Source organism: Mycobacterium sp. NGS24 (assembly GCF_059813065.1).
In genome coordinates this window covers 116,527-135,154 of record NZ_JCALDW010000004.1, presented here as the reverse complement: position 1 = coordinate 135,154, position 18,628 = coordinate 116,527, and the positions used below count along the sequence as shown (strand labels likewise).

At 63.9% G+C, this 18,628-nt stretch carries 21 protein-coding genes; 5 read left to right on the top strand and 16 right to left on the bottom strand.

All coding sequences use genetic code 11. From position 1 onward, the window contains the following. Positions 1 to 21: 21 nt before the first annotated feature. Complete coding sequence (locus AC5Y6Y_RS08120; RefSeq protein ID WP_463827690.1) at positions 22 to 1,095, bottom strand: NAD(P)H-dependent amine dehydrogenase family protein; 1,074 nt, start codon at positions 1,093 to 1,095, stop codon at positions 22 to 24. Beyond that, positions 1,092 to 2,153: a Rieske 2Fe-2S domain-containing protein gene (locus tag AC5Y6Y_RS08115; RefSeq protein WP_463827691.1), complete on the bottom strand. Its 1,062-nt coding sequence runs from the start codon at positions 2,151 to 2,153 to the stop codon at positions 1,092 to 1,094. Before AC5Y6Y_RS08115 ends, AC5Y6Y_RS08120 begins: the two co-directional genes overlap by 4 nt. 93 nt (positions 2,154 to 2,246) lie before the next feature. Between AC5Y6Y_RS08115 and AC5Y6Y_RS08110 the strand changes: the two genes are divergently transcribed. Genes AC5Y6Y_RS08110 through AC5Y6Y_RS08095 form a run of 4 tightly spaced genes read left to right on the top strand, consistent with a single transcriptional unit; the run spans position 2,247 to position 5,330 of the window. Further along, complete coding sequence (locus AC5Y6Y_RS08110) at positions 2,247 to 2,876, top strand: TetR/AcrR family transcriptional regulator (protein ID WP_473139081.1); 630 nt, start codon at positions 2,247 to 2,249, stop codon at positions 2,874 to 2,876. 55 nt (positions 2,877 to 2,931) lie between these two features. Beyond that, a complete protein-coding gene (locus AC5Y6Y_RS08105) occupies positions 2,932 to 3,921 on the top strand; it encodes a tocopherol cyclase family protein (protein ID WP_473139080.1) in 990 nt (329 codons plus the stop codon). 52 nt (positions 3,922 to 3,973) lie between these two features. Continuing rightward, on the top strand, positions 3,974 to 4,903 hold the full coding sequence (locus tag AC5Y6Y_RS08100; protein WP_473139079.1) for a DUF808 domain-containing protein: 930 nt from the start codon (positions 3,974 to 3,976) through the stop codon (positions 4,901 to 4,903). 10 nt (positions 4,904 to 4,913) lie between these two features. Next, positions 4,914 to 5,330 (top strand): VOC family protein, encoded by a 417-nt coding sequence (locus tag AC5Y6Y_RS08095; protein WP_463827694.1) that lies wholly within the window; start codon positions 4,914 to 4,916, stop codon positions 5,328 to 5,330. Between the two features lie 4 nt (positions 5,331 to 5,334). Here the strand turns inward: AC5Y6Y_RS08095 and AC5Y6Y_RS08090 are convergent, their stop codons facing one another. Next, positions 5,335 to 5,778 carry a GAF domain-containing protein gene (locus tag AC5Y6Y_RS08090; protein WP_473139078.1) on the bottom strand — a complete coding sequence of 148 codons (444 nt, stop codon included), beginning with the start codon at positions 5,776 to 5,778 and terminating at the stop codon, positions 5,335 to 5,337. 50 nt (positions 5,779 to 5,828) lie between these two features. Continuing rightward, positions 5,829 to 6,785 carry an LLM class F420-dependent oxidoreductase gene (locus AC5Y6Y_RS08085; protein WP_473139077.1) on the bottom strand — a complete coding sequence of 319 codons (957 nt, stop codon included), beginning with the start codon at positions 6,783 to 6,785 and terminating at the stop codon, positions 5,829 to 5,831. A 144-nt stretch (positions 6,786 to 6,929) separates the two neighbouring features. Here AC5Y6Y_RS08085 and AC5Y6Y_RS08080 point away from each other — a divergent pair, with 144 nt between their 5' ends. Next, positions 6,930 to 8,744, top strand: coding sequence for a glycoside hydrolase family 15 protein (locus AC5Y6Y_RS08080; protein WP_463827697.1), 1,815 nt, complete (start codon positions 6,930 to 6,932; stop codon positions 8,742 to 8,744). A gap of 12 nt (positions 8,745 to 8,756) precedes the next feature. On the opposite strand, the gene AC5Y6Y_RS08075 is transcribed toward AC5Y6Y_RS08080, so the two are convergent. The 12 genes from AC5Y6Y_RS08075 to AC5Y6Y_RS08020 all read right to left on the bottom strand — a co-directional run bounded on the left by AC5Y6Y_RS08075 (position 8,757) and on the right by AC5Y6Y_RS08020 (position 18,520). Beyond that, positions 8,757 to 10,211 carry a protein adenylyltransferase SelO gene (locus AC5Y6Y_RS08075; RefSeq protein WP_473139076.1) on the bottom strand — a complete coding sequence of 485 codons (1,455 nt, stop codon included), beginning with the start codon at positions 10,209 to 10,211 and terminating at the stop codon, positions 8,757 to 8,759. Between the two features lie 70 nt (positions 10,212 to 10,281). Then, positions 10,282 to 10,848, bottom strand: a complete 567-nt coding sequence (locus AC5Y6Y_RS08070) for a hemerythrin domain-containing protein (protein WP_463827699.1) — start codon at positions 10,846 to 10,848, stop codon at positions 10,282 to 10,284. Positions 10,849 to 10,933: 85 nt separating this feature from the next. Beyond that, positions 10,934 to 11,698 (bottom strand): LLM class F420-dependent oxidoreductase, encoded by a 765-nt coding sequence (locus tag AC5Y6Y_RS08065; protein ID WP_473139075.1) that lies wholly within the window; start codon positions 11,696 to 11,698, stop codon positions 10,934 to 10,936. After that, positions 11,698 to 12,042: a hypothetical protein gene (locus AC5Y6Y_RS08060; protein ID WP_473139074.1), complete on the bottom strand. Its 345-nt coding sequence runs from the start codon at positions 12,040 to 12,042 to the stop codon at positions 11,698 to 11,700. Before AC5Y6Y_RS08060 ends, AC5Y6Y_RS08065 begins: the two co-directional genes overlap by 1 nt. Next, a complete protein-coding gene (locus AC5Y6Y_RS08055; protein WP_473139073.1) occupies positions 12,042 to 13,091 on the bottom strand; it encodes an NAD(P)H-dependent amine dehydrogenase family protein in 1,050 nt (349 codons plus the stop codon). Before AC5Y6Y_RS08055 ends, AC5Y6Y_RS08060 begins: the two co-directional genes overlap by 1 nt. Next, positions 13,088 to 14,164, bottom strand: a complete 1,077-nt coding sequence (locus tag AC5Y6Y_RS08050; RefSeq protein ID WP_473139072.1) for an NAD(P)H-dependent amine dehydrogenase family protein — start codon at positions 14,162 to 14,164, stop codon at positions 13,088 to 13,090. Before AC5Y6Y_RS08050 ends, AC5Y6Y_RS08055 begins: the two co-directional genes overlap by 4 nt. Continuing rightward, positions 14,161 to 14,580 (bottom strand): hypothetical protein, encoded by a 420-nt coding sequence (locus AC5Y6Y_RS08045; RefSeq protein ID WP_473139071.1) that lies wholly within the window; start codon positions 14,578 to 14,580, stop codon positions 14,161 to 14,163. The genes AC5Y6Y_RS08050 and AC5Y6Y_RS08045 overlap by 4 nt, the downstream gene beginning before the upstream one ends. A gap of 19 nt (positions 14,581 to 14,599) precedes the next feature. Further along, positions 14,600 to 15,205 (bottom strand): hypothetical protein, encoded by a 606-nt coding sequence (locus AC5Y6Y_RS08040; protein ID WP_463827795.1) that lies wholly within the window; start codon positions 15,203 to 15,205, stop codon positions 14,600 to 14,602. 86 nt (positions 15,206 to 15,291) lie between these two features. After that, positions 15,292 to 15,423, bottom strand: coding sequence for a hypothetical protein (locus AC5Y6Y_RS08035; RefSeq protein ID WP_463827705.1), 132 nt, complete (start codon positions 15,421 to 15,423; stop codon positions 15,292 to 15,294). Between the two features lie 14 nt (positions 15,424 to 15,437). Continuing rightward, positions 15,438 to 16,235: a CbbQ/NirQ/NorQ/GpvN family protein gene (locus tag AC5Y6Y_RS08030; protein ID WP_463827706.1), complete on the bottom strand. Its 798-nt coding sequence runs from the start codon at positions 16,233 to 16,235 to the stop codon at positions 15,438 to 15,440. 23 nt (positions 16,236 to 16,258) lie between these two features. Continuing rightward, entirely contained in the window at positions 16,259 to 17,788 is a 1,530-nt protein-coding gene (locus AC5Y6Y_RS08025; protein WP_473139070.1) for a nitric oxide reductase activation protein NorD, read from the bottom strand. Between the two features lie 123 nt (positions 17,789 to 17,911). Continuing rightward, the gene (locus AC5Y6Y_RS08020) at positions 17,912 to 18,520 is read right to left on the bottom strand and encodes a TetR family transcriptional regulator (protein ID WP_473139069.1); all 609 of its coding nucleotides are present in this window, start codon (positions 18,518 to 18,520) and stop codon (positions 17,912 to 17,914) included. Positions 18,521 to 18,628 lie beyond the last annotated feature (108 nt).

The window sequence follows — 18,628 nt, the reverse complement described above, 5'->3', positions numbered from 1 at the left end:
GCGATAGCGCAACGTGTTTCGCTAGATCTTGAAGCGGCCGGCGAATGCCCGAAGCGGCAGGTCGGCGCTGGTGACAAGACCCGGGGGAGCGGCGACCACCGACTTGATGGAATTCAGTGCCGGCAGTCCGGTGACCGTCATGCCGATGGAGGCGAAGTTGTCGGGGTTGGACAGGTCGATGCCGGGCTTGGGGAAAATCATGTGCTTGTTATAGATGCACGGGTCGCCCTTGATCTGAGTGATGTAGCAGCCCTTGATGTCCCAGCTGGGATCGGTGTGCGGGGTCATCTGCCACTCCAGGTGCGTCTCCACCCTCGGAATGCCATCCACCATGCCCTGATATTTGATGTAGTTGCCGCCCAGCGAACCCTTCGGCAACGTGTACCAGCCGAGGTCGACGTCCTTGGTGCAGGCGCCGAGCTCGTAGCTGAACTTCACCTCGTCGAGTTCGATGTCGAAGCAGTCGGCCATCATCAGCACGCTGTCGGCGAACACTCGGGTGTACTTTTCCAACTTCGACGGAATCGACGGATCATCCACCGGCAGGCCATAACCGACCTCAATCCAGGTGTCTTTGGAGTGGTGGCAGGACACGTCGACGGATTCGATGGTGGTCACGTTCTCGATTTCCGCGACGTCGGCCGAACACACCACGCCCAGGATCTGGTTGACCCCTGGGTTCATCCCGGTGCCGTAGAACGTCGTGCCGCCTTTGTCACAGGCTTCGGCGAGCAACTGGGTGACGGGCTTTCCGGACGGGTGCGGGTGGTTGCGGTCGCGATGCCAGCCGGTGATCCAGTCGGCGGTGGTGACGATATTGATCCCAGCTTCAAGGACTTTGACGTAGAGGTCCTCGTCGGGGAACACACCGTGGAAGGTCAGCACGTCGGGCTTGGCGGCGATGATCTCGTCGACGCTGCCGGTCGCGGTGACGCCGTTGGCCGGCAGTCCGACGAGTTCGCCGACGTCCTTACCGATCTTGTCGGAGGAATAGCAGTGCACGCCAACCAGTTCCAGGTCGGGCTGAGTGGCGATGCGCTTGATCATCTCGCTTCCGACATTGCCGGTTGCCACTTGAAAGACTTTGATGCTCACAGCCGCACCTCTCGAGAATCGGGTTTTGCCCGCGCGGTCGACCGGGCCAGCTCGCTGGCACTGCCGCCCCGGCCATCGGGATAGAACTGGGTGGCCCACTTGCGAATTGCGGTGAACCCCTCGTACTCCGCCGTTGCGAGCGCCGGCGGATCGGAATAGCGTTGGTGCGCCCAGATGTGCACGTCCTGGGTGAATTGCCGGATGACTTCCTCGCCGAACCCGAGCGCTTTGCGCTCCGCACGTTCGGCCGCCAGACCTTCACGACCGGGAACCCGTCCGATATAGACCATGAACCGGACGTCGGAGGTGCGCTCGTCGACCGGCGTGACGGCCGAGATGGTGCGGTTGTCGATCATTCCCCAACTCTTGGTGACCGCGATGCCCAGTCCGCCGTTGATGGCTTCCACGCCGCTCTTGACGTCGTCGATGCTCTGCTGGTCGTCACCTTCGAAGGTGATGGTGAAGTCGACGTAGGACACCGGGTCGTCGAAGTCGTGCCGGGTGAAGATCGGCACGATGGGTGTGTTGTGCACAAACTTGAAGTGCGCGAAGTCGACGCCGTTCTCGAGCACATATTGCGGATGCAGTTCTAGGTCTTGGCGGAACAGCCGTTGCTGCGGGTAGTAGTCGTCGGGATCGCTGCCGTCGGCGAAGCTGGCGAAGACGTCGGGCGCATCGAAATACGGTGCGCGGCCTTCGATGTCGTGCCAGATGTAAACGGACTCATTCCGTTCGACTACGGGATATGTCTGGATCCGACGGCCCCGGTTGGGGCGGTCCTGATACGGGATGCAGACGTTGCGGCCTTCGTGGCTCCACTGCCAACCGTGAAAAGGGCACTGCAGCACTTCGCCCACGACTTTCCCGCCGTAACCCAGATGAGCGCCGAGGTGTTCGCAGTAGGCGTTCATCACGGTGAGCCCGCCCGAGTCGGCGCGCCAGGCGATCAGCTCCTGACCGAAATACTTCATCGTGTGGACATCGCCGACGCCGATCTCGTCTGACCACGCAACCTGAAACCATCCGGTTGGTTTCATCGACAATGGCGGCTTGGCCATGCTCGCGGTCCTCTCGATCCGATGGTCGAATACTCTATGGAAGATTCATAAAGCAGTCAACGAAACCAAGAGGCCCGGGTTAGGATGCGCCTTATGGCGGTGGCGGACAGTGCGGGTCGCCGATCCAACAAGCGTGGCCTGGCCACCCGCGAGGCCATGTTGCACGCCGCGGTCACCGCTCTGGCGTCCGGCGATCCGGGAGCGGTTTCGGCCAATCGCATCGCCAAACAAATCGGCGTGACCTGGGGCACCGTGCAGTATCAATTCGGCGACGCGGACGGGTTCTGGGCCGCCGTGCTGCACCACACCGCGCAACGCCGCGCCAACCTGTTCGCCAACCCCGACACCGGAGCGTCGTTGCAGGCGCGGGTGGCGGAGATCATCGACACGCTGTACGACGGACTGACCGCACCCGACTCCCGGGCAATCGAGAACCTGCGTGCGGCGCTGCCGCGGGAACCCGCCGAGCTTGATCGGCTCTATCCGCGCACCGCAGCCGAACTGCGCTCGTGGGGTCAGAGCTGGCACGCCGTCTGCCAAAACGCCTTCGCCGATCTGCAGGTCGACGCGCAGCGGGTGCGGGAGATTGCAACCATGATCCCCGGCGCGATGCGGGGCCTTGCGTCGGAACGACAGCTCGGCAGCTACGCCGATCTCGACGAAGCGCGCCGCGGGCTCACCAACGCCATCGTCGCGTATCTGGGCCAGTCCGCGCGAGTGTGAGCAATCCGGCTAGGGGGGCCGGTTCATCCCGGTAGACGGTGGGTACGAAACATGGATGGACGTCGTCGAATCTGTCTTGAACACCGGCCGTCAGTTCGTATCGTTCTATCGACGCACCGGCGCCGACGTGCCTTTCGGGGATCCGCTGCCCTCGCACGGCACTGAGATGGAGGGCTGGTTCTGGCGGATCTCCGAGCCGGACACCGGCCGGGTGGTGGTCGCGCTGTGCAGCGAGAATCGGCATCCCGAAGGCGAATGGTCGACGGCGGCGATCGCGCTGCACCCAGGTGGGGTGGTGCGCTCGGCCGCGATCGACGGGGTGCGCGCCGACCGGACCGAGTTCTCGGTCAAGGCCGAGAGCGGTGAGGATGTGATCGACGCGAGCCGCGAACGGCTCCGGATGGTCATCGGCGACAGCGAAGTCGACTTGAAATTCGACGACGAATTCCGCTGGCCCAAGCCGTTCGGCGGCGGTGGGGTGTTCTCGTCCGTCCCGTTCCTGAACCAGTATTGGCATCCCTACCGGCTGGGCGGCAAAGCGTCGGGAACTGTGACAAGCGGCGACGAGCAGTGGACCTTTACCGACGCCACGCTGTACTGCGAACGCAACTGGGGAGCGGGATTCCCGTTGCGCTGGTGGTGGGGTCAGGCCCACGACTTCGGCGACGCCGACGTGTGCGTGGCATTCTCCGGTGGCCTGCTGGAGTTGGGCCCGTTCAAGCGAGATGTCACCGGAGTCGTTGTGCGACTTGGCAATCGGGTGCTGCGTATCACCCCACCGGCGCTGGTGTCCTACACCGGCAATGACCTGCGTTGGCAGATCGAGGCGCGGACTCCGCGGTTCCACATCGAGCTGGACGGCCGTGGCGTCGGCGACGGCCCGCACGTGCTGCCGGTGCCGCTGCCCGGCGAACGCCGCAATATCGACACCGACTACGAGTACCTGGCAGCCACCCTGCGCCTCACCGTCCGGGAGTGGGGCCGGACCATTTTCGACGGGACCTCGGAACTGGCTGGTCTGGAGATCGGCAGCCGACCTGCCTGATGAGCCACGCGAGGTTCACGCGAGTACTCTTGCGCGCCATGGAGCAGACGCGATGAGTGCAGGTCTGTTCGCCCTTCTGGATGACGTGGCCATGTTCGCCAAGCTCACCGCGGCATCGCTCGACGACATCAGCGGAGCCGCCGGACGCGCGACGGCAAAAGCCGCCGGCGTCGTCATCGACGACACGGCGGTGACGCCCCAGTACGTCGAGGGAATCTCGGCCGAGCGGGAACTGCCGATCATCAAGCGCATCGCGCTGGGGTCGCTGCGCAACAAACTGTTGTTCATCCTGCCCGGTGCGCTGCTGCTCAGTCAGTTCGCGCCGTGGTTGCTCAGCCCGATCCTGATGCTCGGTGCGACGTACCTGTGTTTCGAAGGCGCCGAAAAGGTTTGGAGCAGTCTGCACGGTCACCACGGCGAAGCCGAGCTGCCGGAGAGCGAGGCTCACATGGTGGCCGGTGCGATCCGGACCGACTTCATCCTGTCGGCGGAGATCATGGTGATCGCACTCAACGAAGTGGCTGAACTCGCATTCCTGCCGCGGTTCATCATCCTGGTCATCGTCGCCTTCGTCATTACGGTCGCCGTCTACGGGGTCGTCGCGGGCATCGTGAAGATGGACGACGTCGGCCTACGGCTCGCTGCGACGTCGTCCCGAGCGGGCAGGGCGTTGGGTCGCGGCCTGGTCGCCGGGATGCCCAGACTGCTCTCGGCACTCTCCGTCGTCGGGACTGCGGCGATGCTCTGGGTGGGCGGCCACATCCTGTTGGTGCACAGCAGTCACCTCGGCTGGCAGACCCCGTACAGTCTGGTGCACCACGCGGAGGAAGGCATACATCACGCGGTCGACTCGGTGGGCGGTGTGCTGGCTTGGTTGTTCAATACCGCAGCCTCGGCGGTGATCGGTGCGGTGGTGGGCGGGCTGGTGGTTGCCGTGGTGCACCTGCTGCGCCGGGTTCGGCGCTCGGAATCGAAAGCGTAAGGGGTGGCCGGTGTTACTCGACGGGATCAATCACATCGCGCTGATCTCCGGCGACATCGACCGGTTGCGCGATTTCTACACCGGCGTGTTCGAAGCGGAGGTCGGGCCCACCGAGCCGCACGGTGAAAAGGGCGATGAGACCATGACGATGATCCGCATCGGCCCGCACACCGAACTCAATGTGGTCACCATTGAGGGCAATCGGGAGCCAGACCGGCAGACGCCGATGTGGGGTCGCGGACGGCTCGACCACTTCGGCTTGCAGGCGGCCACGCCGGAAAGTTTCGAGGTGATCCGGCAGCGGCTTGTCGAGCGCGGCGCCAGTGATGGTGCAGTCAACGACTTCGGTGCCGTGCGTAGTCTTTTCTTTCGTGACCCCGACGGGCTCGAAGGCGAAGTCTTGGTCGCAAAGAATGCTGACCGATAACGTCTCAATTGGTTTCGCGGTCCCAAATGCGCTGTGTCGCAATCCCTACCGATGGATCGTGGGTCTGCTGAAAATTCCGCCCGCCACGGCGGAAGGTCTCCGCCACCGCGGTAGGCACATCGTGCTCCAACACGGGTTCGGCTGACCAGTCGCACGGCCGCACATGCACCAGATCGACCTCGGTGGCCCCGTCGTCGGCGTCGAAGAAATATGCCCCGCGGATTCTTCCCAGCCAATACAGGCCGTCGGTGTCGCGGGTCCACACGAACGAACCGTCCGGCACCTCGGCAAACCGCGCGACGCGGCGGTCCAGACGTTCGCCCTCGCCGGAGTCGCGCACCTGTTGACCGAAGCCACACACGCCCAAGCGGCGAGCCCGCTCGAGAGTCGCTTGCGGGTCGATCTCGTCGCTGCGGGAGCGCATCGGCGCTCGGTATACGGCGGTCATGTCGACCATCTTGCTCGTTAGCAATGGCGGGTCCGGTAGCCCGGCGGCGTTTACTTCCGGAGTTGGGGCAAGACGTCGCGCTCCCACGCCGAGAAGAAGCCCGCCATGTCCGGCCCGATCTGTTGCACGTAGACCTCGTCGATCCCGGCCTCGAAGTACTCGCGGACCTGCTGGGCGTGTTTGTCGGGGTCGGGCCCGCAGGCGACGCTCTCCGCGACCTGGTCGGGCGGTACGAGTGACATGAGATCGGCGAAATCCCTGGGACGCGGCAGGATTTGGGCAGCCTGACCCGGTAACGCCTCGTTGGCCCATAGTCGGTGGGCCGTCTTCAGGGCGTTGTCGGCATCTTTGTCCCAGCTGACCTTGGTCCCGGCTTGCACCGGCTTGTCTCCACCCCCGGCCTTGCGGAACGTGTCAACCAGTTCCGCCGAAGGCATCGCCAGGACGTACCCGTCGCCTACCCGGCCGGCGAACTTGGCCGCCTGCGGACCGAACCCGGAGACGTAGATGGGCACCGGCTTGTCCGGGAGAGTGTAGATGCGAGCTTCCTGCACCTCGTAGTGCTTGCCGTGGTGGCTGATCTCGTCGCCCTTGTGCAGCAACCGGATGACGTCGATGGCCTCCTCGAGCATCTCCAGGCGCTGCCCGACCGACGGCCAGCGATCGCCCAGCACATGCTCGTTGAGGGCCTCCCCGCTGCCGACACCCAGGACGAAGCGGCCGTCCAGTTGCACCGCGGCCGTCGCGGCGGCCTGGGCGACGATGGCCGGGTGGATGCGGATCGTAGGACAGGTCACCGCGGTGCTGACCGGCAGCGACGTCACCTGCGACAAGGCTCCGATGACGCCCCAGACGAACGGGCTCTGTCCCTGCTCGTCATTCCAGGGGTGGAAATGATCTGAAATCCACAGTGCGTCGAACCCGGCAGCTTCCGCCCGCTTGGCCTGGTCGATCAGCTCTGCCGGTCCGAATTGTTCGCAGGACAAGAAATATCCGATGGTAGGCATGAGGGGCGGTTACCCGCTGAAGCGCCACCTAGTCACTCTGCGGTGGGGGTGGGGCGTACTCGCACATCTGCGCCCCAGGCGCGAGTCAGCGTCAGGGCCCAGCCCACAGGTGTTTATCGGCGGTGGATCGGGGAACGCGATGGCGTGCCGCCACCGGAGCTCGATCCCCGTACTTCGACGCCGACCGAATCCCCATACCGCGACAAGGGTTTCGTGCCGCTGCGCAGTTATGCGCCGCTGGGCGACGGGCGGACCGTGGCGTTGGTCGCCGAAGACGGTGCCATCGACTGGTTTCCGATACCGAACCTGGATTCGGTGCCCGTCTTCGCGGCGGTGCTCGATGCTGCCAACGGTGGACGCCTGGAGTTGGCACCGGCAATACCGTTCACCGCGCAGCGCCGATATGTCCCGCACACCAATGTGCTGGAAACCACTTTCGTCACCGACTCCGGACGGGTTCGCGTCACCGACGCACTCAACGTCGGACTCGACGGACGGTTGCCGTGGACCGAGTTGGTGCGTCGAATCGAGGGACTGGACGGCGAGGTGCCGATGCGCTGGCGCGTCGCACCCGGCACTTGTTTCAACACCGCGTCACCGTGGGCGAGACAGACTCCGCATGGAATTGTGTTGCGCCTCAAGGACTTGAACTTCGGGGTGTCCATCTCCGAGGGCATGAACGTGGAGCTGACCGATCAGGCGGTATCCGGCACATTCAGTGCGGACCCGTCGTCCCGGCGGGTCATCGGCCTGGTAGCGACCGATGGCGAGCCGCTGATGTTGTCGCCGGTGGACGATATCGATCGGGGATTGGACCGCACCGTCGAGCAGTGGCGCAAATGGTCGGGTGAGTTCGAATGCGCCGGCGCGTGGAGCGAAGCCGTGCACCGCAGTCTGCTGTTCCTGAAACTGCTGATCTTCAGTCCAACCGGAGCCGTGGCAGCCGCGGCGACTACCTCACTGCCGGAACGGCTTTCAGGCGGTAAGAACTGGGACTACCGCTACGCGTGGGTCCGCGATGCCGCCTACACGCTGAGCGCCTTGCGCCGGCTCGGCATCCGGGAGGAAACGCACGCCGCGATCAGCTGGCTGTTGCGCACGGTTCGTCAGCACGGTGCCGGCACCGGGGTGTGCTACCGGCTGGACGGTTCGGAGGTCGAACCGGTGATCAGCCACGAGGTACCCGGGTGGCGGGGGATCGGACCGGTGTTGACCGGCAACCGCGCGCACGGGCAGCTGCAGTTGAGCATCTACGCCGACTTATTCGACACGGTGCGCCTGTACGTCGACTCCGGTCACGCGCTGGACACCGCGACCGGCCACCTACTGGCGGACTTTGCCGACCAGGCCTGCGACGCCTGGCGCACCCGCGACGCCGGGATGTGGGAGCTGGAACAGCTCGAGCACTACACCACCTCCAAACTGGGTTGTTGGCACGCGTTGCGGTGCGCGGTCGGGCTTGCCGAGTTGGGACAGATTCCCGGCGATCCCGATCGCTGGGCCGGTGAGGCCGAACGGATTCGGGCCTGGGTAGAACGCGAATGCTGGTCCGACGAGTTGAACAGCTACGAATGGTATCCGGGCAGTGGCAAACTGGACGCTTCGATCTTGTTGCACGCCGGCAGCGGTTATGACCGAGGCCCGCGGATGACGGCGACCATCGACGCACTGCGACGCGATCTGGGTTGCGGTCCGCTGCTATACCGCTACAGCGGGGCACGCCGGGACGAGCAGGAAGGTGCATTCGTCGCGTGTTCGTTCTGGGCAGTGTCGGCACTGCACTACGTCGGTCGCGACACCGAAGCGCGCGAATTGATGGACCAATTGGTCGAATTGACCAACGATGTCGGCGTGCTGGCCGAGATGATCGACTCAGACGACAACTCTTTCCTGGGAAACCTTCCCCAAGGTCTCAGCCACTTGGCGTTGATCGGGGCGGCACTGGATCTCCAGTCCTGAAGGTGCGGAGAGTCAGGTGCCGCAGAAGGTGCGGTAGACGCCGAAATCCGTGGGGGCCGGGGCTGCATAGCGCTCCAGACCCGGTCGTTCGGTATAGGGGGAGCTGATGGCATCGAGTAGTCGGTTCAACGGTTCGAGGTCGCCCGCCGTCGCCGCGGTGAGTGCTTCTTCGACCAGGTGATTGCGCGGGATGTAGATCGGGTTGACGCGCTGCATCATGTCGACGTCCGGCCCCTGCTGGCGCCAACGTGACGCCCAGGCATCGAACTGGGCCGGGTCCACGAACATGCCACGCGCCGGTTCGGCGTCGCCGGCCGCCGCAGCGCTGAGGTTGCGGAAGAAAGAGGTGAAGTCCGCGTGACTCTCCTGCAACATGGGCAGCAGTTCATCGATGAGCGGCTCGGTCGGTTCGGCACCGGCAGGCAGGCCCAGCTTGGCGCGCAACCCCGCGAGCCAGGCGCTGTGGTATTGGTGAAACCCGTCAAAAGCTTCCTCTATCAACGGGATTGCGTCGTTGATGTCGTCGGCGATCAATGGCAGCAGAGTCTCGGCGAAGCGGGCGAGGTTCCACGCCGCGATGGTCGGCTGGTTGCCGTAGGCATAGCGTCCCCAGGCGTCGATCGAACTGAACACGGTGTCCGGATCGTAGGCCTCCATGAAGGCACATGGCCCGTAGTCGATGGTCTCGCCCGAGATCGTCATGTTGTCGGTGTTCATCACGCCGTGGATGAAGCCGACCAGCATCCACCGGGCCACCAGCGACGCCTGGGCCGCCACCACACCCTCGAACAACGCGAGGTAGGGCTGTTCTGCGTGGGCGGCTTCAGGATGGTGACGGGCAATGGCATGATCGGCCAGGCGGCGAAGCAGACCGATATCTCCTGTCGCAGAAGCGTATTGGAAGCTGCCCACGCGCAGGTGGCTACTTGCCACCCGGACCAGCAAGGCGCCGGGCAGCAGCGTCTCGCGCGTCACGGCGGTCCCGGTCGCCAGCACCGCCAGCGATCGGGTGGTGGATATCCCCAGCGCGTGCATCGCCTCGCTGATCACGTATTCACGCAACATCGGCCCTACCGCCGCCAAGCCGTCACCGCCCCGGGCGAACGGAGTGCGGCCGGATCCCTTCAGGTGGATGTCGCGCAACCGCCCGTCGGCGTCGGCTATCTCGCCCAACAACAACGCGCGGCCGTCACCCAGCCGCGGCACATAGCCGCCGAATTGATGTCCCGCATATGCCTGGGCGACCGGGGTGGCGCCGTCTGGAACCAGGTTGCCCACCAGGAAACGCAGACCGTCGGAGCTACGGAGCCACTGAGCGTCCAGACCGAGTTCGACCGCCAGCGGTTCGTTGAAGACGAGCAATCGAGGCTCGGCCGCAACCTGAGCCCGCCAGGGAACCGCCATCTCGGGCAGGTCGCGGAGAAAGCGGTTACCAAGTGTGATGGTCGTGCCCGGTGCAACGCTCACTTGATCCAGCCTACGGACCGGGGTCAACCGTCTCGGCCATGGCGTGCTGTAGCCAAACCCATGTACGCCCCTAACTTGTCGCCTGGTGCATCAGATCCCGTGCCCGGTCCAACATCGACGCGAACGGTCCGACGACGAAATTCAATTTCGCTGATTCCACGCCGGCGTGGGGCCGGGTCGGTGCGATAGCCTCGGCGACCTTGACGGCGGTACCCATCCGTTTCAGCTCGTCGGTGTCGAGGTCGCGCTGCAACTTCGCGAACTCCTCGATCTCTTCATGTTCAGCGTGTGCCAGCACGGCCTCGCGCAGCTTCGTGAGCTCAGCGATGAACGCATCGGAGGTGATGTCCAGGCTTTCGATCTTGGAAAGCTGTTCCTTCGCATCGTGCTCTTCCTGCAGGAGCCCGTCCACCATTGCGTCGCCGGCTTCCAGATCGCGGCGGGCCCGCGGATGCACCAGCATCTCCTCGGCCGTTTCGTGCACGGCGAGCAGTTGGCGAAGCTGGATGAACGGCTTCTCCCGCGCCTCAGGATCTGATGCGAGCAGCACCTGGTCGAACATATCCTCGATCAGGTCGTGCTGCGCTTTGAGGTAGGCAACAACTTCTTCCGGAGTTTCAACAATCATTTCGGCCACGCCGATACACCTCCATGGGTGGAGTTTGCGAATGCGGGCGGGGGGCTGTGCGCCGCTAAAGGCGGCATACCCGAGCTGTTGAACGCTAAAACGCCTGACGACCCCCGGCCAGCCGCTCCACCTCACGCAGGTCGAAGGGGGCACGAAGGCCGAGGATCAGGTGATCGGCCCCAGCCTCGACCAGGGATCGCATCAGACCCGGTTCCGCGCGCTCGATCCACGCGGTGCGCTCAATCTGGTGCGGGTCGCGGCCAACTTCGCCACACCACCGGTCGATGACCTGGTTCTTTCGTCGGATGGTCGCCGGATCGCCGTAACCGTTCCACATGTCGGCGTACTGAGCGACCAGGCGCAAGGTGCGCCGCTCACCATTACCGCCGATCAGCAGCGGCAGCCGACCGATCGGAGCAGGCCGAAGCAGCCCGATGCGGTTGCGAATGCGGGGCAGCGCCGCGGCAAGAACGTCGAGGCGCTCGGCTGGAGTCCGGACGGGGTAGCCGTATTCGGTCTCGTCGCGCTCCATCCATCCCGAGCCGATGCCCAGCACCGCTCGCCCACCGGAGAGATGGTCGAGCGTGCAGGCCATATGTGCCAGCAGGTCGGGGTTGCGGTAGCAGGATCCGGTCACCAACATGCCGATCTGGGAAACGTTGGCTGTGGTGACGGCCATGGCCGCCAGAATCTGCCAGCCCTCGAAGTGCGGTTCGTCGGGCGAGCCGTACAGCGGAGGGAAGAAATGGTCCCAGGTCCACAGGCTGTCGACGCCCAGGTCGTCGACCCCTTGCCAACCGGCACGCAGCGCGGCCATGGTCGTGTTCTGCGGGTGAATCTGAACGCCGATCTTCACCATCACCGGTCCGGTAGATCGAATTCGAGTTGCAGTCGCGCGGGTCCGCTCATGCCGAGAAATGGCCGCCACGAGGGGGTTTCGGAACACCTCGGATTCGGCAGCCGGTCAGAGCCATGATCGGCCAGGAACTGACTCACCGAAGTCGCAACCTCGGCGTCGGATTCGGGGCCGGGGCTGATCAGTTCGATGCCCCGATCCCAGTCCAGCAGGACCCGAAGCCCCAGATGCTCCAGATCGATGTCGTTCAAAGTGAACCCAAGTTCGGTGAATAGCTTTCCCGCTGCATCTTGCCGCTCCCGTGCCACCGCGAACACGACATGGTGCAACCGTGGCGGGTCGGTCATCAGCGGACCATACCCCGCGGCCGAATCAAACCGAGATCGTAGTGAGTGAGCCAGCCCGGTGCGGCGTCACAGACGTCGGGAATGGCATTGATAGCGCCCATCGCAGTCCAGTTGTAGCCGGGATGTGAGGTGGTCCCGTCCGGGGATTCGAGCCCTTCCAGGGTCAGGACACTTGCTGGATCGCCCTCGATCACGATGCGGTAGCGGGTTTTTCCCCAATCCCAGGCTGGCTCGATGCTGGTCGGACCGCTGGTGAGGTAGATGGCGTGGAAAGCGATGAACGGCTGTCCGCCGACCTGTGCCGTCCAGGTGTGATGCTGCGCGGCCACCGTTCCGCTGGCGATGGCGCCGAGTTCGTGCGGGATGTCCTCGGTGGCGGTGGCGACGGCCAGATCTGCGGTGATGTCGTCTATTTCGACGCCCAGCCCATCGGCGATCATGTACATCGATTGGGCGAAGAACGGCAGACCCATGCCCAGAATGGTTGGCGTGGAGAGAAATTCATCCTGGGGCTTACCGAAACCCAACCAGTCGATGTGGTCCAGTGGTGCGTCGGTGAGCACGTTGACGACCTCGTACACTTCGATCTTGTCGATCCTGCTGGCGACGCGGGCGAGGGTGAGCGGCAGTAGGTCTCCGGCGTAGCCGGGGTGGATGCCACCGCCGTGAAAGCTCGTGCCACCGTCACGGCAGGCGGCCTCGATCTTATTCGCTTCCTCCCGAAAGTACTTGGACGGATGAAAGAATCCGCTCGTGGTGACGACGTTCTTGCCCGATCGCAACAGCCGGCAAACGGTGTCGACATCCATGATGATCGGTGTGTAGAACACGCAGTCCGCCTCGGTCGCCATGACGGACTCGACGTCGTCGGTCGCGACGATGCCCGTCGGTCCGATGCCGATGATGTCCCCGGCATCCTTGCCGACCTTCTCCGGTGTGTGCACCAACACGGCGACCAGGTCGAAGACCGGATTGTCGGCGAAGTGCCGCAGTCCGACTTGTCCGACATCCCCGGTCATCCATTGGATGACGCGATACTTCTCCGTCATTGTGCGCGCGTCCTTCCGTTGCGTGCCAGGACTCCCCGCGGTAACAGCAGGGGCAGGTCGGTGTAGGTGGCGATGCCGGGCGGTGCGGAGACGACGGCGGGTATCGCGGTGATGGGCGGCATGGCGGTGATGGTGAGACCGAGCATGATGTAGTCGTCGATCGACTCCCCGTGGAAGTCCGGGGGCGGCTCGAAACTCAGTGTGGTCTTGATCGTGGGCCGGCCTTCCACCGTTACGGTGTAACCGAAGTTCGTCGACCAACGCGGTTCGAGGGATTGCCCTTTGGTCCACACGGCGCGGGCCTCGACTACCTCGCGGCCCTCGGCGATGCCCCGCCACCGCAGATCGATGCCTGCGACGCAACCTTTTTCGATCGTCCAGTCACCGGGCAGCAGCAGATCCTCGGTGGTTTGGGCATATTCGACGTCGCATCTCATTTCGTCGAGATCGACTCCCAGGGCATCGGCGATCAGCAACAGGGCCTCGCGGAAGATGCCCGACCCTTTCTCGGTGAGAGCAGGCAGGTCCGGCTGATCAATCGGACGACCGAAGCCCATCGGAATCTCGGTGGCCGGAGAGTTGTAAATGGTCGTGTCGAACGATTCGACGATGCAGATGCGATCCACCCGGTCGGACAGTCCGGCGGTGACGATCGCCAGGAGTTGGATGAACCCGGGATTGATGCCGCTGCCGAAAATGGTTGAGTCGCCTTGCATGCAGGCATCGACGATGCGGTCCCGGGCAGGGCCGAGTTGGTGTCCGGTAATGAGTTCCGACGTGGTGACGACGTTGATTCCAGCCCGCAGTATGCGGATCACTTCGTCCACGTCGGCGAACATCGGGTTGTAGACCACGCAGTCGGGTTTGAGGCCGAGCAGCGCGTCGACGTCGTCGGTGGCCTGCACTCCCAGTGGTTCGATCCCGCACAGTCCGCCGACATCACGGCCGACTTTGTCCGGCGACCACGCGTAGCAGCCCACCAGTTCCAACAACGAGTTCTCGGCGATCGCGTGGACCGACTTCCTGCCCACATTGCCGGTGGTCCATTGGACGACGCGCAGCCTCCTGGTCACTTGGCGCCGGCGTGCTGGCGCGCGATGCGTTCATCATGGATGCGCACCAGTTCACGAAAGCCCAGACGGTGGTACTTCGGCGTGGGCTGGATACCCCAGACGTCCCGGGCGGTGTCCTTGCCTTCGGCGCCTTCCGGCGGACCCAACGGTGGGTAGGGGTATTTGCATTCCAGGGCGTCGTCGGAGTAGCGGACTTTGAGCAACTCGCTGCAGATTTCAGTGAGGCTCAGCGTGGGATACCCGTAGTAGACGGCCATGAACGGCAACGTGAATGCGCCCTCGAGCACCAGGGCCACCAGGCACACCAGCACCGCCCGCTTGATCCACTTGTGCATGCGCGCGTAGTAGGGCGTGGTGCCCGGCGGCAGGTCTTCGGCCGGTTCTTTGTCATCTGTGACAGTCGATTTCGTCGTCATGGGGATGCTCCTTCATGCCCTAGTCGGAGAAGATTTCGCGATTGACGGTGTGTAGGTAGGGGATGGCGAGGAACGGCGTGATGTAGAAAATGTCGTAGAGCCACCAGCCGATCACCGGGAAAACCACACCGGCATAACGCACGTCGGCGTACATGGTCATGTTGAAGACGTAGGCACACCAGATGACGGTGCCCATCCAGCATGTGACCACCATCCACTGATGGCCCCACCGTTTCATCTGCAGGAATCCGATAGCCGCGGCGACCCGCATGGAGAACACGGTCAGGATCAGACCGGCTACGTACGCTTTCTCACCCGGCCCCGATGCGCCGCCCACCCAGGATTCGTTGTAGTGCCAGAAGTAACCGGCGTCGAACATGTTGCCCCAGCCGATCATCAGCACCCTGTTGATCAGGGTGTGGTTGGCGACGAGGTCCAGTGCCCATCCCAGGCTGTTCAGCATTCCGTCGATCAGCACCAGGTAGCCGATCAGCGTGACGATCATGGGGCGAACCGACAGCCCGGCACGTAAAGCCTGACGCTGCAGCCACACCCCACGCATGAAGATGGGGAATCCGATCAGGCCCGGGGCCCAGCATCCCATCAACCCGGCACCGACGATCATCCATTTGTCGGCTCGGCGCTGGGCTTGTCGTGATTCGTCGTCATGCTCAGAGAGGTTGACCGAGTCGCCCGGAGAGACGACGGCGGTCACAGGTCCCACCAGCCACGGGCGAAGGACATGTACAGCTGAATGCTGAACATGATCAGCAGGTATCCGTAGATGAAGATCTGAAAGACGATGAGTGCCCGCTTGCGTTTGCGCTCTTGTTGATCCACCATTTCGTCCGCCTTTCCTAGAAAGTCCCTGAGGGTTCGGTGTTCAAGGTCGCTGCTGCGACTTCGCGCAGACCGTCGTTGATGGCACCGTCGGTACTGAGCGGTGCGAGTATGCAGGCTTCGGCCGCGCTGATCTCGGTGGCTCCGGCCGCGATCAGCTTCGCGGCCGTGACCAACACCCGGGTAGAGGGCGGCTCGAAGTGGAATACGGCGTCCGCAGAGCGAATAGCGTTGGCGCAGGAGACAAGTCGGTGCGCCGTCGCGATCTCTACGTCCGATTCCGCCACAATCACCTCGGCCTCCTGCACGGCGGGCAGATATGTCATCGGCAGGGTCGCGAATCGCTGACGGAAGGACGGCTTCAACTCTTTCAACGAACTGCGGTAGGCGGGATTGTAGGAGCAGACCAGCATGAACGAGTCGGGCGCCCGGACGACTTCGTCGGCGCGATCCAGATAGAGAGCGCGACGGTGATCGGTCAGGGAGTGCAGAATCGCCAGTGAGTCGTGTCGGGCCTCGACCACCTCGTCGAGGTAGCAGATGGCGCCGGCCTTGACTGCTCTGGTCAGCGGGCCGTCTTTCCAGATCACATCTCCACCGGTGACCATGAAGCGGCCGACCAGGTCCGAACTGGTGAGGTCGTCATGGCAGCTGATGGTGACGACAGGTTGCCGGAGCAGAGCGCCCATGTGTTCGACGAAGCGGGTCTTGCCGCATCCGGTGGGCCCGGTCAGCATCACCGGAACGTGTTCGCGGTAAGCCTGTTCGAACAACTCCACCTCGTTGCCGCTGGCGATGTAGGTGTCGGTGGTCATTTCTCCCCTCAGGTCTGCGCCGGTCACGCGGAGACAAGCTCTCGGTGGACGTGCGCGAGTACTCGCGGCAGTTCTTCGACACGTTTGATCCGTCGCGACCGGCGGGATCCGAACACCTCGGGTAGCGGATCGACCCGCGTTGGGCCGACGCCCACGTAGTACACCGAGACGCCGGCGTCGTTGGCCTCCTCGACCGCATGCGCCACGTCGGCCCACGCGTAACGGCCTTCGTATCCTTCGTCAGAGATCAGTCCGTCGCCGATCACGATGAGCAGACGGCGTTCAGCCGGTTGGGTCAACAGCCGCGAGGTCAAGTGTCGAATCGGCGCGCCGAGCCGGGTGTAACCACCGGTCATCAGCCCGAGCTTGCCCGGCGCTATGAAGTGGCCGTCCTGAAAGTCTTTGAGACAGCGCACTTCGACGCGGTGCCGGGTGTTTCCGGTGAACACAAAAATGCCATGGCGTTCACGAGCGAGTGTCATCGCGCGGGACAGCGCATCGGCGCATTCGAGTTCCAAGCGGAAAATGCGGCCGCCGTGCACGCCCAGTGAGGAACTACCGTCGAGCAACAGCGCGGTGGCGACGTCGCGGCTGTGCGGCAACAGTTCCCGGAAAATCCTTGGTTCGCTTGCCGTCTGGGTCAACATGTCAATGTAGTGCCGCACGTATTGCTCGACGTCGAGATCGGATCCGTCCTCGAGCCGGTTGGTCATCGCGCGATGCGTGTGCTCCTCGAACCACTTTCGAAGGTTTTCTGCGACCGGGGCCGGGTGACCGGCCTGCGGGTAGGAGGGAAACTCCAGCACTGCAACATGATTCGCCAGGAAGGTCTTTGTCCAGGCGTTCCACTCCGGATACGGGATACCTTGCCGGCGTTCGGGACTGGTGTCGAGGTCGTTATCCTCTGGTCGGCTGGGCGGTGGCAGGTTGGGGTTGCGAACGCCACCATCGCCGCCCACCGGCACCGAATATGGGCGCGGATGACGCTGTTGGGTGCTGGTCCACGGCATCCTGCCGAGTCGCTTGATTGCGCTGGCTAATCCGCGGGCGCTGAATTGGGTGCGCGGCAGCATGCCGAGCAATGGGTGCTCGACGATCGGCTGTCTACCGCGCGCAATGTCGATCGCTTGGTCGAACATGGTCGCGGCATCCAGGTCCGGATCGCGAATCGGGATGTCGGACAACGCTCTTTTTAGCTCAGGCATCAGTCCGGGCCAGTGCGCAGCGATCCAGCCCATCGCGACACCTGCTTCGACGAAAGCCAGGGCGCGGTGTTCGCGGGGCGACAGGTCGGACAACCGGTAGTGGGCGAGGCGTTCTTTGGACGGCGAGCATTGCAACGCGACACCACACGTCAGGGTGCGGCGGGTCCAGTCGTCGCCGACGCCCGGGTAGGGAACGTGCACGAGGTCCAACGCGGGGCTCAAACCGAAGCTGCGGCCGGCACCTGTGAGTAGGCGGGCACCGTCGCGGCGCTGTCCACTGAGCGCCACTGCCGTCAGTGCACAACTGCGCTCGATCGCCATCGCCGATGAATCGGCCGTCCCGGCCACGCGATCAGAACGTTCCGATGTTGGAAAACATCCAGTACCAGAACCAGATGATCAATCCGGTTCCGCCCCAGGCGGCGACGTACCGCAGCAACTCCCAAACCATATCCATACGAATCTCCCTGGTTATTGTCGAGGCTCGAGACTTCGGACTGCCGTCGCGACCAGCTCGGCCAGCATGGTGTCGCGACGGGTCCCGGCGGACGTGGTGCTCAATGCGCCGTAGACGCCGAGCAGGAAAAACACCGCGCTGTAGAACGGATCGACCGCGGCGTGTATCTCGCCGCGGTCACGTGCCTGCTGAATCTGCTTGACCAGCAACACGATCACCGGGTGATCGGTCCATTCCTCGTCGCGCTTGGGCCGCGTGGACGAGAAGTGTATGCCCAGGAAGTCCCGGAAAAGTGGACCGCCCAAACGTTGTTCGAGGTCGACGACCAGGTGCGCCGCCTCGGTCAGCACGGCGGTCAGGTCGGGCGACGTGCCGAGGAACCGGGTGAGTTCAGCGGCGAGCCGCGCCTCTTCGCGGCTTTCCAATTCGAGTAAGACATGCTCTTTGGTGGGGAAGTGGAAGAAGAAGGTGCCGTGTGCGACACCGGCAGCACTGGTGATCACGCCGACCTCGGCAGCGGCCATTCCGCAGCGCTGAAACTCGGCAAGTGCCGCACCGAGCAGGCGCTGCCGGGTCTGCAGTCGCTGCGTTTCGCGCACCGAGGTTCTGACCTGTGCCGTCATGGTGTGTTCTGTTGTAGACCCTTTACTGACTGAAGTCAACGGCGCCGTTCCGGCTCGGCAGCGTTTTCGATGATGAATTGACCTGAATCCATGAGTGATTCAGCACTT